The organism is Cloacibacterium sp. Arc13, assembly GCF_041431305.1.
Taxonomy (GTDB): domain Bacteria; phylum Bacteroidota; class Bacteroidia; order Flavobacteriales; family Weeksellaceae; genus Cloacibacterium; species Cloacibacterium caeni_B.
Map to the genome: position 1 here is coordinate 1 of NZ_JASMRM010000008.1, position 17,471 is coordinate 17,471.

The window sequence follows — 17,471 nt, forward strand, 5'->3', positions numbered from 1 at the left end:
TTAAATGTAAAGCTAAATGTAAAATAGGTATTTAGGCTGTTTCTATTTTTAATAATTTTTATTTAGGACAGTATTGTTGTAATCTTATTTAATAATTACTTTTGAAACTGACATTCCTTGGTCAGATTTCAGCATCAGTAAATAATTACCACTTTGTAAATTGCTTACTGAAATGGTGTCATCTCCAGAATTGGCAGAAACTTTTTGAGTTTTAAGCATTTTACCACTTAAATCATAAAGATAAAGGTTACCGCCTTTTGCATTAGAATATCTTACACGAATTACACCATTTAAAGCAGGATTTTGCAAAATTTCTAAAGTTACCTTTTTAGCATTCATCGCTAAATCTTCAGTGGACAAATTCACTTTTTTCACAAATAAAGAATTTGTAGGGTCCCATTCATACCAAGAGTCTTGAGTTACATTCACAATATCACCAGTCTGGGTTACTCCTAAAGTACCAGTAGAATTCCCATCTCTGAATAAGAAACTTACTTGGCTAACATTCGGGAAAGTATATTTAAACCAACCTACATTTTCAGTATCTGCCGTCATATTTATAGGAGTTCCCCAATTTGCAGCAGGGAGTGCGTTAGATGGAGAATAATTCCAATAATGAATTTTCGGCAATGGCCAATTAGGAGTTGTAGTTGGAGGTTTGAATCTCACTACAATATTTTGAGGAGCTTCAAAAGAAAAAGCTTTTTCAACTACTCCCGAACTTAATCCTAAGTTATCAAAAGCTACCGCTTTTACAGTAGTATTAGAATTAATTACAAATGGAGAAGAATAAATAGGTGAAGAAGCTGTAGGATCGGAACCATCTAATGTATACCTAACAACAGGAGCTACTCCACTATCATCAGTGGAAGAAATAGTTACTGTTAAATTAGTTCCTTGAGTATATTTACTAACAGCAGGGGTAATATTAATATTAGGAGCAACATTTACAGCTGTTTTAGTCCAAACTGCATAATCAGTACCAGAAGCAGAAAGCACCCATCCTGTTCCTAAAGTAGGAGTCCAATTATATGGACCAATTTTAACAGCAACTACTGGTTCTGAATCTGTGAAACTCTTTTTGATATAAGCTGCATATAATCCAGCCTCCGCTTTATCAATGGTAATATGGCTATAAGCATTTATTCCAGTAGTTTTCCTTATTGCCATTAACTTATTAATTGCTGTCGCATATCCTGCACCATAGTTTCTTGTTATCCCATCTTTAGTATAAGTTCCTCCATAATAATGTGGCGCAAAAACACATGGAATTCCTGGATGAGTAAGAATATAAGCGTAAGCCTTAGGAATATCAGAGCCAAGAAAAGATGAGTCATGAACAAAAGTGTCATGGTTATCTACGAAAGTTACTGCTTTTTCGCTGAATCCATATTGCCCTGCTAAACCAGCCATACTTCCTGACCAATTTAATGACGCATAATTATTAGAGGCAAATTGCTTTCCATTAGTAACCATAACTCCAGAAAGAGTATAATATAAAGAAAAGTCAAAAGCTCCAGAAATAGTTGCACCACCAGAATACGTCCCGTTAATCCAAGTTTTAAGAGCATTTACATCACTATCCCAAAATTCACCTACAGAGTAATATGGTTTACTATCATTGATATAGTTTCCAAAATATGATGCAGAAAAACCTTTCGCTACATCCCATCTCCATCCTTTAAAACCTAAACCTTTTAGTCTAGTTAAAAATTCTTTGTATCCATTCTGAACGGTTAAATTGGTATGATCCATGTCTCTTGAACCGCCAAATTCCATTCCTGTGTCTGGAGCACCAGAAGGTCTACAACCTACATAAGAAGCACTTGCCGCATCATCATTACTACAAATTGTTTCACAACCCCACGCTGGATTTGTAAAATCTACCCAACCAGTAGTTCCACTTCTGTGATTCGCCACTACGTCTGCAATAGGATAAAGACCTCTTGCATTCATATTAGTAAGCATTTTTTTTAATTGAGCTTCAGAGCCCCAAGAAGTTTGAGAAAAATTATACAATTCTGTAGGGAAATAACCAACACCTCCTGTAGAAGCACTTGGTGGTGGCAACCAAATCATATCAAAACCCATCGCCTTTAAATTTCCGGCTCTTGAATTATAATATTCGTAAAAGCCACCTTCACTGGTGTGTCTTGACTGAGAGTATTCATCCCAACCAAAAGACTGGAACATAATATCATCTAAATAATCTTGTCCTTTTACGGAAATTACAGATAATAAGAGTACCAGCAATAAAGTAAATCTATGTTTCATTTTGTTCGTATTTCAGAAAGTAAAGATATATAAAAGAAATCTTTTTAAGAGGCATTTTTTTATGACTTTTGTAATTTTTCTAGAAAAAAAAGTCATTTTTTTAACACAAATCTTAAAAAAAGGAATGTTATTTTTTATTTCCCAATTCATTTCTGAAAATAAATTCTTCAGTTTTTCCTTTTAATTCTAGTTTTTTGAAGTAATAATTTCTAGATAATTTTCTTAAAAAATCTTTTTGGTCTACTAAATTCCAATAAAAATCCTCATGAATTTTTTGAGGTAATCTACGGATATAGAATTCCGTTTTCCAGGTATCTTCATTGTGATAAAATTCTATCACGCCACAATGCTGGGGAATTTCTTCCAACGCAATCATTCCCATTGGCAATAGAAAGCTGAAATGATTACAGACATAATCACCACAACCAATTTTGTCATGCTTCAGAAATTTTTCTCCGCTATTTAGGTTTTGATAAAATTTTTTGAAATCATTTTTGAAATCGCTCTTCGACAACTTAATTTCAATTTCGTGAGAAAAACCTTCCTGATTAATCACCAAAATATCAGCTTCCCAATCGGTATGAAAATGATTGGTCAAGACAATATCTTTTTCAAAATCGCAAAATTTTTGAATGTAGGCAAAAGTAAGTTCCTCTACTTTAATCATCGCAGAATTTTATGAAACCAATAAACTGCAACCGCGAATATCAGAATGGTCAATTCTTCCCAAAACCTGAAACGCATGTTTGTCATTCTGAGCATAGCGAAGAACCTCAAAATCATTTACAATTTTGCCCAAATCTTGTGTCGCAATAAAACTGCAAGAATGTCTATTCGCCAAGTCTATGATGTTAATGGCGCCAGTTCTGCCTGCTTCCATATAAGAAAACGGATCTTCGGTATTTCTGATGAGAACACGCATCCAGTTGGGCGTTTCGTATATATTTTCGCCTAGAGAATATGCCTGAGAAAGCAATTCTGTCATAGAATATTCAGAGAAAATTTTGTCTGTTCCGAAGCCTTTTTGTAGAATTTTCAAAAGTTCATCTTTGGTCATTTCCTCTTTTCTACCTTTCATTCCGCCCGTTTCTATGACTGTAAAATCGTTGATTTGTAAAGTCGTAAAGTCGTTTTTAGAATCTAAAAAATCCAACAAAGCAAAAGAAACACCGAAAAGAATTACTTTTTTATTTTCTTGACCTAATTTCTGTAACAATTCAAACAATTCTTGGTGATTATAGAGAAAATATCCGTTTTCTGGTTTTCCAGACTTTTTCATCAAAAAATCTACCATATAAATCAATGAAGAATGTGGATTTTCTGAATAATTAGGCAATAATCCTAAGAAAATATAGTCTTCTGGTTTCCCTATAAACTGCTCAAAACTCTTGTAAATACTTTCTTCGTAGAGATTAAAATCTGCAATATAATGTTTAGAACGAGTCTGAATCTGAGTCGTTCCCGAACTTTGAAAAAAGCTTAAAGATTTGTCAGTCTGAGCGGAGCCGAAGACTTTGTCTAATACCAAATGGTTTTTAAACATTTCAATGGGTAAAAACGGAATATCTTTTATTTCTTTAATTTCCGAAGGATTTTTTCCCAAAAAATCTACAAATTTTCGGTAAACTTCTACATTTTCGTACTGATAGAAAAATGTTCCCAAACATGCCGCTTGGAAATCTGCTTCAGATTTTATATTGAAAATATTTTTCAAAACTTACTCCTTATTTATATTCTAAAACTTTAAATTCCTCTCCATCAAAAACACCATACGTAAAATACGAAATCCAATCACCCAGATTCACATGTTTTGCTTCCTTTCCATCAATTTTCAAATCTATAATCATAGGCAAATGACGATGACCATAAACGAAATAATCTAAATTTTCAGACTTCAATTTTTCTTTAGAATAAATGATAAGAAACTCTTTGTCCTCGCCTAAAAATTTCATGTCTTCTACTCCACTAATCATCTTATTTTTGGTAGAAAAATAAATCGCAATTTTCATCGTAATATCAGGATGAAGCCACTTAAAAAACCATTGTGCAACTGGATTGGTGAAAAGTTTTTTCATTCTCTTGTAACCTTTATCACCTGGTCCAAGTCCGTCTCCATGTGCTAAAAGAAAGTTTTTCCCAGAAACTTCATAATATTGTTTTTCAAAAAAAACTGGAATGCCGATTTCCTCTTCCAAATAATCTTTCATCCATAAATCGTGGTTACCCACGAAGAAATAAATATCTATTCCACTGTCTTTCAGTTCTGCTAATTTCCCCAGAATTCTTACATAACCTTTCGGGACTACATATTTCCATTCATGCCAAAAATCAAACAAATCGCCCATCAAAAAAAGCACTTGTGCATCTTTTTTTATTTCGTCTAACCATGCTAAAAATTTAGCTTCTCTTGGCTTACTCAACTCAGGAGTTGGCGCACCAAAATGCTGATCAGAAGCGAAGTAGATTTTTTTATTAGGCTGTAATTTTATTTGTTTCAAGGTTCGAGTTTCAAGGTTCAAAGTAAAAAATTATCTCATTATCTCATCATCAAATTAGCACATTAACTGTTTTCTTCCGCAAACCATTCTCCGTAAGAATTTTCGGTTTCGTGGAGTTTCAGATACGCCAATTGAACGTGAGAAGGCAATTTATCTTTAATTTTTTCGGCAATTTCGTAGAGCATATTTTCGCAAGTTGGTTGGTAATTGCACTCAATTACTTTATGCCCTTTTTGAGCCAAATCTTCGCCCAATTCTTTGTGCGGTGTCAAAGCATTGAGTAAAACCGCATGATCCCAAACATCTACAATTTCCTCTTTTACAATTTTTTTAATGTCTCCAAAATCCACTACCATTCCGTTTTTCACGTTATTGATGTCATTAATTGGAGTTCCTTTTACGGTCACAAAAAGTTTGTAAGAATGTCCGTGCATATTTTTGCATTTGCCGTCGTAGTTATACAAAACATGCGCCGTCTCGAAAGTGAAAATTTTAGTAATGCGTATCATGGTGCAAAGATAGAGAATTTTTGAATTTGAAATTACAATATAATCTCTCGCTGATTTTGCAAATTATGCAGATGATTAGAATTTAAAATCAGTCTAATTCGCTTAATCTGTTAGAGAAAAATTCAAGATAAATTTCATAAATTTTTAAATTTCAATTTCCTTACCTTTACGCTAACAAATTTTAATGCTTTAGGAAATGAAAAACGTTTTCAAGTTTTTGTTGATTTTCTTTTCAGCAATTCTTTTCGCACAAAACAGTCAAAGATTTTTTCAAAAAATTGAATTTAAAAATAACACCGCCGAAATTTCAGTAAACGATGGTTTATATCAAGTGAAATTCTACACTCCAGAAATGGTAGAAACGGCTTTTATCCCAAAAAATCAAACGCTTACAGAAGATTCTCACGCCGTAATTCTTGCTCCACAATCTGTAAAATACAATTTCAGAGAAACCAGAGGTTTTGCATGGATTGAAACTTCAGGAATTACCGTAAAAATTCAAAAAGTACCATTTCAAATTTCATATTATAAAGGTGATGAACTCTTGATTTCAGAAAAAAACGGTTACGGAACGTATGAAAACGGCGAAATCAATAATCATCCGCAAAATTTTGAAACTTTAAATTTCAATCTTTCTCCAGACGAAGTTTTATATGGAGCTGGAGCAAGAGCACTCGGAATGAATCGTCGCGGAAACAGATTAATGTTGTACAATCGTGCTCATTATGGTTACGAAACCAAATCTGAATTGCTCAATTACACGATGCCCATTGTAGTTTCGAGTAAAAAATATTTGATTCATTTTGACAATGCACCGATTGGTTACCTCGATTTAGACAGCAAAAAAGACAATTCATTGACTTATGAAACCGTTTCTGGAAGAAAAGTTTATCAGGTGATTTCTGGAAATTCTTGGGAAGATTTGGTTAAAAATTACACCGATTTAACAGGAAAACAACCGATGCTTCCAAGATGGAGTTTAGGAAATTTTTCGAGCAGATTTGGGTATCATACTCAGCAACAAACTTTGGAAATGATTGAGAAATTCAGAGCAGAAAAAATTCCAGTTGATGCCATTATTTTAGATTTATATTGGTTCGGAAAATCTATTCAAGGAACGCTCGGAAATTTCGCTTGGGACAAAGATAATTTCCCGAAACCTCAACAAATGATTGATGATTTGCGAAAAAACAACGTAGAAACCATTCTCATTACTGAACCTTTCGTAGTGAACACTTCTTCGCGTTATCAAGAAGCTCTGGACAAAGATATTTTGGCAAAAAACAACGAGGGAAAAGCATTTATGTACGATTTTTATTTCGGTCACACTGGTTTGATTGACATTTACAGCCAAAAAGGAAATTCTTGGTTCAAAAATATTTACAAAGACTTATTAAATCAAGGCGTTACAGGAATTTGGGGAGATTTAGGTGAACCAGAAGTTCATCCTTCTACAATCCTTCATGGAAACGGAAAAAATGGCGACCAAGTTCACAATATTTACGGAATGGATTGGGCGAAATTGGTCAAAGAAAGTTTTGCAGAAACTTCACCAAATGCTCGTCCGTTTATTTTGATGAGAGCTGGTTATTCTGGCGCTCAAAGAAACGGTCTTGTTCCTTGGAGTGGCGACGTTTCTAGAAGTTGGGGCGGATTGCAAAGTCAGCCTTACATTGCTTTGCAAATGGGATTGCAAGGAATTGCTTTTATGCACAGTGATTTGGGCGGTTTTGCAGGAAAAAATGAAGACGATGAATTGTATGCTCGTTGGTTGCAATACGGCGTTTTCAACCCAATTTACAGACCTCACGCTGATGAAAATGTACCAAGCGAACCGGTTTACAGAAGCGAAAAAGCAAAAAATTTAGCCAAAAAAGCGATTGAATTGCGTTACGCTTTGCTTCCTTATAATTATAATTTGGTTTTCGAAAATCATAAAAACGGAACTCCTTTAATGCGACCTTTATTTTTTGAAGAACCAGATAATCAAAAATTGTACACGTATAATACCGCTTATTTTTGGGGCAAAGATTTCTTAATTTCTCCGATTTTAAATAAAGGACAAATAGAACAAAGCATTTATTTCCCTAAAAATTCTGATTGGGTAAATTTCTATATTGATGAAAAAATTTCTGGCGGAACTACTCAGACTTTTGCCACGGAAGAAGATAAAATCCCAACTTTTGTAAGAGCAGGAAGTATTATTCCAATGGCGAAACCGATGCAATCTACCAAAGAATATGATGGGAATTCTTTGATTTTACATTATTATTTTGACAAAAAAGTAACAGAAACCCAACTTAAATTGTACAATGACGATGGTTTACAAAACGGAGCCTACGAAAAAGGACAATTTGAAATGATGAATTTTGAAGCTAAAACCAATGGAAAAACCATCACTTTTGAGTTAGAAAATGAAGTGGGCGCAAATTTTTCAGCAAAATCTAAAAATTTAGAACTCATCATTCACCATGTTTCTAAAAATCCAAATTCTGTAAAAGCAGGTTGTAAAAAATTAGAATACACTTATGATTCTGAGAAGAAAACTTTGAAAGTGAATTTGGTTTGGGATTCGGCGAAAGAAAGTAAAGTGAAAATAAAGTTATAAACCAAAATCGCCTCGCAAAATTGCGAGGCGATTTTTTCAACAAATTAAAAACTATGGACTCTTTGTTTGTTAAGAGTGACAAATGGAAATGAATTATGAATAAATCATTTTTTATTTTCTAAAATTTCAGAATTTTTTAAACTATATTCTTACTTTTTACTTGAGTCTTTTTATTTGGCTCTTTTTACCTTTTACTTGGCTCTTGATTAATGAAACTGCTCCGCTTCAGTAGAACCAGCTAAAGCTGTGGTAGAAGAATTTCCTGCGGTAACAACGGTTTGAACTGCATCAAAATAACCTGTTCCCACGAAACTTTGGTGTTTCACCGCACGGAAACCTTTCGCTTGTAATGCAAATTCTCTTTCTTGCAATTCGCTGTAACCCGCCATTCCTCTTTCTTTGTAAGCCAATGCCAATTCGAACATCGCAGTATTCAAAGCGTGGAATCCTGCCAAAGTGATAAATTGGAATTTGTATCCCATTTTTGCTAATTCTTCACGGAATGTTTCCATTTCAGGAACTGTCAATTTCGCTGCCCAGTTGAAAGAAGGTGAACAGTTGTAAGCCAACATTTTTCCAGGGAATTTTGCATGAATTCCTTCTGCAAATTTTCTCGCATATTCTAAATCAGGATTAGAAGTTTCCATCCAAATTAAATCTGCATAAGGCGCATAAGAAAGTCCTCTATCAATACCTTGTTCTACTCCACAATTCACTTGGAAAAAACCTTCAGAAGTTCTTTCACCAGTTACAAATTTTTTATCTCTATCATCAATATCAGACGTCAATAAATCTGCTGCATCTGCATCTGTTCTTGCCACTAAAACAGTAGGAACTCCGCAAACATCTGCTGCTAATCTTGCTGCAATCAATTTATTAATCGCTTCTTGAGTAGGAACCAAAACTTTTCCTCCAAGATGACCGCATTTTTTAGCAGAAGACAATTGATCTTCGAAGTGAACACCAGCTGCACCAGCTTCTATCATTTGTTTCATCAATTCAAAAGCGTTTAGATTTCCTCCGAAACCAGCTTCTGCATCGGCAACGATTGGAACCAGATAATCTTTTTCATCACCTCCATTTACAGACTGAATTTGGTCTGCTCTCAAAAGTGCATTATTGATTTTTTTCACCACTGCTGGAACTGAATTCGCAGGATAAAGCGATTGGTCAGGATACATTTCTCCAGAAAGATTCGCATCTGCGGCAACTTGCCAACCAGAAAGATAAATCGCTTCTAAACCTGCGTCCACTTCCTGAACTGCCTGATTTCCTGTTAAAGCTCCTAATCCAGCTACAAAATCTTGATTATTTAGCTTTTTCCAAAGCAACTCTGACATTTGAGTAGCGATGGTATAATCTAATTTATATTTTCCTCTTAGTTTTAAAACTTCTTCAGCCGAATAAGGTCTTGTAATTCCGCTCCATCTTGGATTTTCTCTCCATTCTTTTTCGAGCGCTTGGATTTGTTCTTGTCTGTTCATGATATTTTGGGTTTGTTTGTTAAAATTTTGATACGAGTTCCGTGTTCCGAGTTCCGAGTTAAAAATCTCGTATCTCGAATCTCGAATCTCACATCTAGATAAACGGATACGCTTTTAAGGTTAAAAAATCTTCAAAATTTTCATCGAAAACCAACTCATTAAAGAGTTTTGTTGCCAAATCAAATTTTCCTTTTTCGAAACGATTTTCGCCTACATATTTTTTGATATTTTCGAGTTCTTCTTTCTCAAATTCCAGAACCATTTCTGGCGTCAATATTCTTCCGTCATTCAGTTTTGCTTGATTTTTTAGCCATTGCCAAACTTGAGTTCTAGAAATTTCTGCAGTGGCAGCATCTTCCATTAAATTATACAATGCAGCTGCTCCAGTTCCCATGAGCCAAGATTCTATATAAAGAATTCCTACGTTGATGTTTTTTCTTACGCCCTTTTCGGTGATTTCGCCTTTTGGAACTTCCAGTAAATCAGCTTCTGTAATATGGTAATCTTCGTGTTTATTTGAAATTTGATTTGGAGTTGGCATAAATTCATCAAAAATTTGCTTCGCTACAGGAACCAAACCAGGATGCGCTACCCAAGTTCCATCGTGACCGTTTTTCACTTCACGCTCTTTGTCGGCTCTAACTTTTGCGTATGCTAATTCGTTTTCTTCTTCATTATTTTTTACGGGAATTTGTGCTGCCATTCCTCCCATTGCATGAACTCCACGCTTATGACAAACCTGAATCACTCGTTTAGAATATGCACTCATAAAAGGTGAAGTCATGGTCACTTGATCTCTGTCTGGAACTAAAAATTCTTTGTGATTTCTGAATTTTTTGATGTAAGAGAAAATATAATCCCATCTTCCACAATTGAGTCCAGAACTATGTTCTTTGAGTTCGTATAAAATTTCATCGAGCTGAAAAGAAGCAGTAATGGTTTCTATGAGAACTGTGGCCTTAATAGTGCCTTGAGAAATACCTAAATAATTTTGTGAGAAATTGAAGATCTCATTCCACCATCGTGCTTCTTTATAGTGCTCTAATTTTGGTAAATAAAAGTAGGGACCGCTTCCGTTTTCTAATAATTTTTTCGCATTTCTGAAAAAATAAATCCCGAAATCAATTAAAGAACCAGAAGCTTTTTCTCCATTTATTGTAATATTTTTTTCGTCTAAATGTAAACCACGAGGTCTTACCAAAAGCACCGCCAATTTCTCACCCAATTGATATGCTTTTCCTTCTTCGTTTACGAAATCTATGGTTCTATTAATCGCATCAGAAAGATTAATTTGTCCTTCCATGCAATTTCCCCAAGTCGGCGAGTTAGAATCCTCGAAATCTGCCATAAAAGTAGAAGCTCCAGAATTCAAAGCATTGATAATCATTTTTCTATCAACCGGACCTGTAATTTCTACTCTTCTGTCCTGTAAATCTTTTGGCAATCTGCTGCACACCCAATTTTCTTCTCTAATTCCTGCAGTTTCTTCTGGAAATTTTGGAAAAACACCTTCATCTATTTTTTGTTGCACCATCTTCCTTGAAGACAATAATTCTAATCTGTCTTGATTAAATTTTTTATGCAAGTGAATCAAAAATTTCACCAATTCTTCCGAGAAAATTTCGGGATAATGATGAGTGGCTGTGATTTTAAAATTAGACTCCATAGTATATTTTGTTGTGGGTTTCAAAAAAATGTGGTTATTAGTTTTTATTTGAAACGAAATGAATAGATTTTGAATTTGTTCTTTTGCAAATATAGAAAATATTTTCACTTACAGCGAACGTTCGCTAAATTTTTAGAAAAAATTATTATGCGAAAAATCGCTTATATTTCTTATCTTTGAATTTTAAAGGGTTTTACCACTTATTTAGATTCAATAAAAATTTTATCATGAGCAGCGAAAGTGATTTTATCAAGACCGTTTTTGGTTTAAAACTGAAACAACAGAGACAAAAGAAAAATTGGTCACTGCAAGATTTGGCAGACAAAACCAAACTTTCTAAATCGTATCTCAACGAAATAGAAAACGGAAAAAAATATCCTAAACATGATAAAATCATTCAGTTAGCTGATGTATTGAATTGTAAATTTGACGATTTAGTTTCTACCAAATTAGATAAAAACCTCGCTCCTTTTAGTGAAATTTTACAAAGTGATTTCTTCAAAGAAATTCCGCTGGAACTTTTTGGAATTAATAAAAACACGCTCATTAATATCATCAGTGAAGCTCCTAAAAAAGTAACTGCTTTTATCAATACTCTGATTGAAATTTCCCAAAATTACAATCTCGGAAAAGAGCGTTTTTACTTCGCTGTAGTAAGAAGTTTTCAAGAATTATACGACAATCATTTTCCAGATATTGAAGAAAAAGCCAAAAATTTCGCCGAAGAAAATCAATTAAAGCTTGGGAAAAATATTGACATCAAACATTTAGAAAAAATCCTGATTGATGTTTTCGACTATGAAATAAAATCTGAAGATTTTGAACAATACGGAACCTTAAATCATCTTCGTTCGCTTTACGTTCCTGAAAAAAAATTATTACTTCTGAATCGTTTGCTTGACGAAAACCAAAAAACCTTTATTCTAGCCAAAGAAATTGGGTTTCAAGTTCTCGAACTTAATCCAAGACCGAATACTTATTCTTGGTTAGATTTTACCAGTTTCGAAGAATTATTAAGCAATTTCTACGCTTCCTATTTTGCAGGTTGTATTCTGATTCCAAAAGATGAATTGATTGAAAAAACAGAAGAATTCTTTGATGAACCAGACTTTAATTCTCAAAAATTTGATGAATTAATTGCCCATTTTACCAATTCTCCTGAAACTTTTTATTACCGATTAACCAATTTACTTTCAGCCGAATTCGGAATAAAAGATTTATTTTATTTGTGTTTCGTCAAAAAGAAAAACACAGACAAGGTTCAAATTCTCAAGGAATTACACCTAAATCAACAACAAGCTCCTCACGGAAATGCGACTAACGAACATTATTGCAGACGCTGGATTGCCATTAAAAATCTAAAAGAACTAAAAGAAAACGAGACCGCCACTTCTGCACAAATTTCTCATTACAAAGATTCTGGATTGAGTTATCTGGTTATTTCCACCTCGCACAGAAATCCTTTTTCAGACGGAACCAACAGAAGTTACTGCTTGGGAATTTTACTGAATGCTAATTCTTTGAAAAAAATAAAATTTGCGAAAAACGACAGCATTAAATCTGAAGATGTAGGCGTAACCTGCGAAACTTGTAGCATCTCTGACTGCGAAGTAAGAAAAGCACCACCAACCCGATTAGAAAAAGAACACTTCAATGAAAGCATGAAAAAAGCGATTGCTAAAATCAGAAAAGAAGTGCTTTAATTTACGATTTGTGATTTGTGATTTGCGATTTTGTTAAGATTTAAATTAACTATTGCAATTAATTCTTTTTAACATTTTTTGCGGATAACTTTAGACAAAATCTATTGAAATTTTATTTTGCGCGAACTATCTTTGACCAGAGAAGATTATGAATTTCGACAGAATAAAAGAAAAATTAGAAATCCTTGCAGACGCTGCTAAATACGACGTTTCCTGCTCTTCGAGTGGTGGAAATCGTAAAAACAAAGGCGGATTAGGCAACAGTCATACTGCGGGAATTTGTCACTCCTTTACAGAAGATGGCAGATGTATTTCTTTGCTCAAAATTCTCTTGACCAATCATTGCATTTACGACTGTTTATATTGCGTCTCCAGAAAATCAAACGACATAAAACGGTCAGCTTTCACGGTGGAAGAAGTGGTAGATCTCACTATGAATTTTTATCGCAGAAATTACATTGAAGGCTTGTTTTTAAGCTCTGGAATTTTTAAAAACGCAGATTTCACCATGGAACGATTGGTGAGAATTGCCAAAAAACTGAGAGAAGAGCATAACTTCAATGGTTACATTCACCTAAAAACCATTCCCGGCGCAAGTGATGAACTGATTAGAGAAGCTGGTCTGTACGCAGACAGACTTTCCATTAATTTAGAAATTCCTACAGAATCTGGCTTAAAACTTCTCGCTCCCGAAAAATCACATCAAGACATGATAAAACCAATGGGTTTTATTAAAAATGCTTTAACGGTTTATCAAGAAGAAAGAAAAATTTTTAGAAAAGTTCCGAAATTCGCTCCAGCTGGTCAATCTACCCAAATGATTGTGGGCGCAACCAACGAAACCGACCTGAAAATTATTCATGTAGCCAAACATTTTTATCAAAATTACAACATGAAACGGGTGTACTATTCTGGTTACGTTCCTGTTTTAGAAGATAAAAATTTACCTTCCATTCATGCGCAAGTTCCAATGCAAAGGGAAAACCGACTGTATCAAGCGGATTGGTTGATGCGTTTTTACGGTTTTGATGCCAATGAAATTTTAGACAAAAACCATCCGTTTTTAGATTTAGAAGTAGACCCAAAACTAGCTTGGGCATTGAGAAATCGAGAAAAGTTCCCAGTAAATATCAATACCGCTCCGAAAGAATTGCTGTTAAGAATTCCTGGAGTGGGCGTAACTTCTGTGAATAAAATTCTGATGGCGAGAAAATTTCAGAAACTGAATTTAGAGCACCTCAAAAAAATGGGCGTTGCGACCAACAGAGCCAAATATTTTATAGAATTTGAAAGTCAAAATATTTTCAACCGATTGATTGATGAGCAAAATTTCAGACAAATCATCGTAAACGGCATGAAATCTAAATGGCAAAATCCGTTTTCGGAGCAGTTGAGTTTGTTTTAAATCTACGCAATGACGCAAAACACTTTTAAAAATAATGACAAAAAATTAAGTCGCAAAGTTTTCAACTTCGTTGAAATACTAATCTGAAAATCTTTGATTTTCTTGCGTCTTAAAAACAATGATAAAATGAAAATTATTTAGCGCCTTTGCGTTTAAAATATGACCACCTTACTCTACGATTCCACTTTTGAAGGTTTATTTACAGCGATATTTGAAGTTTTCGAATACAAATATGATTTGGTGGAAATTGTTGCTCAACAAAATTACAGTCAAGAGAATTTCTTCGCAGAAACACACGAAGTCATTACTGATTTTACCAAATCTGACCGAGTTCTGAAAAAATTAGAAGAAAACCTAGGAAAGCAAGGCATTTCTCAACTCATGATGGTTTATTTGTCGGAGAGAAAAGACTTGGAACGATTAATTTTGAGCGCAGTTCGGCATTCTATAAAACATCCAAAACAAAATATTTTACAAGATTTCGGGAATGAAGATATTTTAGAAATTTCTAAAATTTGTAGAAGCGTAAGCAGAGAAAGACATAGAATGCTGGCTTTTGTACGATTTGAATTATTACAAGATGAAGTTTATTTTGCTAAAATAGAACCCGATTTCAATGTTTTGCCGTTGATTAGAAAGCACTTCAAAGAACGTTACGCTGACCAAAAGTGGATGATTTTCGATTTAAAAAGGCATTATGGAATTTTCTATGATTTAAAAGAAGTTCATTTTTTCACGCCTGATTCTTCTCAATTGCAAAATTTCAGAAATTCTGAACAATTCCATCACGATGAGGAGAAAAAATACCAAAAACTTTGGCAACGTTATTTTGTAAAAACTGGAATTCCTGAACGAAAAAACATGAAACTCCATATTCAGTGGGTTCCGAAACGATACTGGAAATACTTAACTGAAAAGTATTAAAAAACAAACCTCTCTAAAATTGCTTTTAAAGAGGTTTTTTAATATTTATTTTCTAAAAAAGGATTTGTGCAACAGTTACCACTGTTAGCAAACGTTTTTATTTAGATTTATCCTTAAAATACCCAATTATTCTATCGTTTATTTTTGATAGTTCATTTAAGATATATTTTTGGTTTTCATTAATAGCATTAATTTTTTCAACTTGAACTTCATTTATCTGTTTGACCTTTTCTACTTTGTCAAATTCTGTTTTTGCTAAATCGCCAATCATTTTATAATTTTCATTTATTCTTGATTGTAAATGATTGAAAACAATAATTGAAAAATTAAAACAAATTAGTGTTGTGTTTAATTTAGAATCGATAACCTTGTCATCTAAATTTATCCATATTATTGTTATGACTGGCAATATGTATGTAGCGCAAATTAATAAAAGTTTAGACAAAGCTTTTAAGTCTTTTTCTCCCTTTGTTATTGCGTCAATTATAAGTTTCAATACAACCGCTAGAATAGTAAGTATTATTTTTTCGAAATACGGACTATTTATCAAAGTTTCCATTTAATATCTTCTGTAAATATTTAAATCTATTTGTTGAGGCGGAATTTGCTCTCTTTTGGTCATCCAATAATAAATTTTCCCTTGTGAGTTAACATAGAAATATTTATTGTCCCAGTAAGTTGATGGAGCAACTCCATATCCTGGCATTCCAGGATTATACCCTTGGGTTGAATACACTAAAATTTCTCCATCTGCTCCATCTGATGCAGTTTTCGTTGGCGGACCCCATTTCATAAACAGTTGTTGTTTTGTTGCGCCAAGCCAAGAATCCATTGCTTTTCTTGTACTTGTGCATGATGAAATAATTAAAATAACTGTAAAAAATAAAAGTTTTGTTTTCATTCGTTTCGTCGGTTAAAATGTTTGCTAACGGTTCGGCGGATTTGCGAAGTCCCGAGAAGGAAGTTTACTTCCGTTCTTAGGATTTTGCAAATTCATAGTGTAAGTTGCACTACTCAAATATACTAAAAACTTTTATAAAAACCATATTTTACAACATAAAAAACACCATTGTAAGCGCTCTAAATTTTAATATTTTAAAAAACAAACCTCTCTAAAATTGCTTCTAAAGAGGTCAAAATTTTATGTTTTTGAAAACTATTTTCTAAAAATGGGAGTTGTGCGACAGCTACTGATGTTACCTGCTGCCCTTCTTGATTTCAGTAATTTTGTCATTATAAATTTGCGTGTTTTGTTCTGTTACAAGTTTCGCAAAGTAGTTGAAGGTTTCTATAACTTGAAGAACCACCTTTTGAAACTGGGATAATATGGTCAAATTCCAATTTTTCATTGCTTCCACACAATACACACAAACCGTTGTCTCGTTGCCAAACTTTATTTTTTACGTGTTGCGGTATAGCTTCCCTTTTCTGATTTGGTTTCCGATTTTTTTCTATAATTGGTTCGAAATAGAAGCTGTAAACGAAATTTTTTCGCTGGTCAAATGTTGTGTATACGTGTTTCCATTTAATCCATAAATCATCACGGCTTTCAGCTCTTTGCATATCATCTTCATTATTACCTTTTATTACAATTCTCTCCCAATCGCTATCATTTAAATATGCTTGGACAAATTCAAAATTATGGTAATCATTTACTCCCCATTGTTTATCGTTGTCGTATCCAAATGGAGAACTCAAAAATTCAGGTTGTTCAGTTTTGCAATATTCTTGGCAGACTTGTAAATATTTTTCTTTACACTTTTTTTGTTCGTCAAAAAGTGTTTCATCTCCATTACTAAAAAGTCTTTCAGTTAACTCTGAAAAGTCTGGCAATGGAAAATCATTAAAAAATTGTTCGACTATGTTAAGTATTTCTTCAAATAGAGGTTTGTAAACTTGATTTTTTTGGATTTCTCTTTTGTCTATGTTGAAATAATAAGCACCTGCCATCCAACAAGCAATTTGTTTTTGAATAGTAGCTATGTCTGTTGTCTTGAACCAATTGTAAAGTTTTGGTTGAATAGCAACTGCAAAAACTTCATGGTAGCTAAAATCAAAAATTCCTTTGTTCACAAGCTCGTGAAACTTAATAAGGTTATTATACTCGTCAACCGATGTGATATAAAAGGAGATATAACTTGAATTATATGCAGTCCGTAGATATTTGACCTTTTTTACTCTTTCCAAAAATTCTTCTTTAGAAAGTTTTGCCTTTTTGTGAATGAAAGGGTCAATAAGAACTATTTGTCCTTTTAAATTTTCTTTATGGTCAAGATACATATTCTCGTTTTATTTTTCGTTTTATGTTAGCGGTGTAGTTCGTTAGGGTTGCAGGTAACGGTTCGGCGGATTTGCGAAGTCCCGAGAAGGAAGTTTACTTCCGTTCTTAGGATTTTGTAA

Annotated in this window: 14 protein-coding genes; 4 read left to right on the forward strand and 10 right to left on the reverse strand. The window is 33.6% G+C overall.

The window, feature by feature from the left end; all coding sequences use genetic code 11:
- Positions 1 to 84: 84 nt before the first annotated feature.
- The 5 genes from QO190_RS07415 to queD form a co-directional block, all read right to left on the reverse strand.
- Positions 85 to 2,274 (reverse strand): FN3 associated domain-containing protein, encoded by a 2,190-nt coding sequence (locus QO190_RS07415; RefSeq protein ID WP_371462223.1) that lies wholly within the window; start codon positions 2,272 to 2,274, stop codon positions 85 to 87.
- A gap of 127 nt (positions 2,275 to 2,401) precedes the next feature.
- Entirely contained in the window at positions 2,402 to 2,941 is a 540-nt protein-coding gene (locus QO190_RS07420) for a hypothetical protein (protein ID WP_371462224.1), read from the reverse strand.
- Positions 2,942 to 2,950: 9 nt separating this feature from the next.
- Positions 2,951 to 3,988 (reverse strand): acyl transferase, encoded by a 1,038-nt coding sequence (locus tag QO190_RS07425; RefSeq protein WP_371462225.1) that lies wholly within the window; start codon positions 3,986 to 3,988, stop codon positions 2,951 to 2,953.
- A 10-nt stretch (positions 3,989 to 3,998) separates the two neighbouring features.
- Positions 3,999 to 4,772: a UDP-2,3-diacylglucosamine diphosphatase gene (locus QO190_RS07430; RefSeq protein ID WP_371462226.1), complete on the reverse strand. Its 774-nt coding sequence runs from the start codon at positions 4,770 to 4,772 to the stop codon at positions 3,999 to 4,001.
- A gap of 62 nt (positions 4,773 to 4,834) precedes the next feature.
- The gene (gene queD / locus QO190_RS07435; protein ID WP_371462227.1) at positions 4,835 to 5,281 is read right to left on the reverse strand and encodes a 6-carboxytetrahydropterin synthase QueD; all 447 of its coding nucleotides are present in this window, start codon (positions 5,279 to 5,281) and stop codon (positions 4,835 to 4,837) included.
- A gap of 196 nt (positions 5,282 to 5,477) precedes the next feature.
- On the opposite strand from queD, the gene QO190_RS07440 reads away from it, so the two are divergent.
- Positions 5,478 to 7,889: a TIM-barrel domain-containing protein gene (locus tag QO190_RS07440; RefSeq protein ID WP_371462228.1), complete on the forward strand. Its 2,412-nt coding sequence runs from the start codon at positions 5,478 to 5,480 to the stop codon at positions 7,887 to 7,889.
- A gap of 206 nt (positions 7,890 to 8,095) precedes the next feature.
- On the opposite strand, the gene aceA is transcribed toward QO190_RS07440, so the two are convergent.
- Both aceA and aceB read right to left on the reverse strand, forming a co-directional pair.
- Positions 8,096 to 9,373: an isocitrate lyase gene (gene aceA, locus QO190_RS07445; protein WP_371462229.1), complete on the reverse strand. Its 1,278-nt coding sequence runs from the start codon at positions 9,371 to 9,373 to the stop codon at positions 8,096 to 8,098.
- Between the two features lie 94 nt (positions 9,374 to 9,467).
- Positions 9,468 to 11,039: a malate synthase A gene (aceB, locus tag QO190_RS07450; protein WP_371462230.1), complete on the reverse strand. Its 1,572-nt coding sequence runs from the start codon at positions 11,037 to 11,039 to the stop codon at positions 9,468 to 9,470.
- A gap of 227 nt (positions 11,040 to 11,266) precedes the next feature.
- Here aceB and QO190_RS07455 point away from each other — a divergent pair, with 227 nt between their 5' ends.
- The 3 genes from QO190_RS07455 to QO190_RS07465 all read left to right on the forward strand — a co-directional run bounded on the left by QO190_RS07455 (position 11,267) and on the right by QO190_RS07465 (position 15,071).
- Positions 11,267 to 12,742, forward strand: a complete 1,476-nt coding sequence (locus tag QO190_RS07455) for a helix-turn-helix domain-containing protein (RefSeq protein ID WP_371462231.1) — start codon at positions 11,267 to 11,269, stop codon at positions 12,740 to 12,742.
- Between the two features lie 148 nt (positions 12,743 to 12,890).
- On the forward strand, positions 12,891 to 14,147 hold the full coding sequence (locus QO190_RS07460) for a putative DNA modification/repair radical SAM protein (protein WP_371462232.1): 1,257 nt from the start codon (positions 12,891 to 12,893) through the stop codon (positions 14,145 to 14,147).
- Positions 14,148 to 14,306: 159 nt separating this feature from the next.
- Positions 14,307 to 15,071, forward strand: a complete 765-nt coding sequence (locus QO190_RS07465; RefSeq protein WP_371462233.1) for a TIGR03915 family putative DNA repair protein — start codon at positions 14,307 to 14,309, stop codon at positions 15,069 to 15,071.
- Between the two features lie 97 nt (positions 15,072 to 15,168).
- Here the strand turns inward: QO190_RS07465 and QO190_RS07470 are convergent, their stop codons facing one another.
- The 3 genes from QO190_RS07470 to QO190_RS07480 form a co-directional block, all read right to left on the reverse strand.
- Entirely contained in the window at positions 15,169 to 15,630 is a 462-nt protein-coding gene (locus QO190_RS07470) for a hypothetical protein (protein WP_371462234.1), read from the reverse strand.
- Positions 15,631 to 15,972, reverse strand: a complete 342-nt coding sequence (locus QO190_RS07475) for a hypothetical protein (RefSeq protein WP_371462235.1) — start codon at positions 15,970 to 15,972, stop codon at positions 15,631 to 15,633.
- A 332-nt stretch (positions 15,973 to 16,304) separates the two neighbouring features.
- Complete coding sequence (locus QO190_RS07480) at positions 16,305 to 17,258, reverse strand: HNH endonuclease (protein ID WP_371462236.1); 954 nt, start codon at positions 17,256 to 17,258, stop codon at positions 16,305 to 16,307.
- Between the last annotated feature and the right edge of the window lie 213 nt (positions 17,259 to 17,471).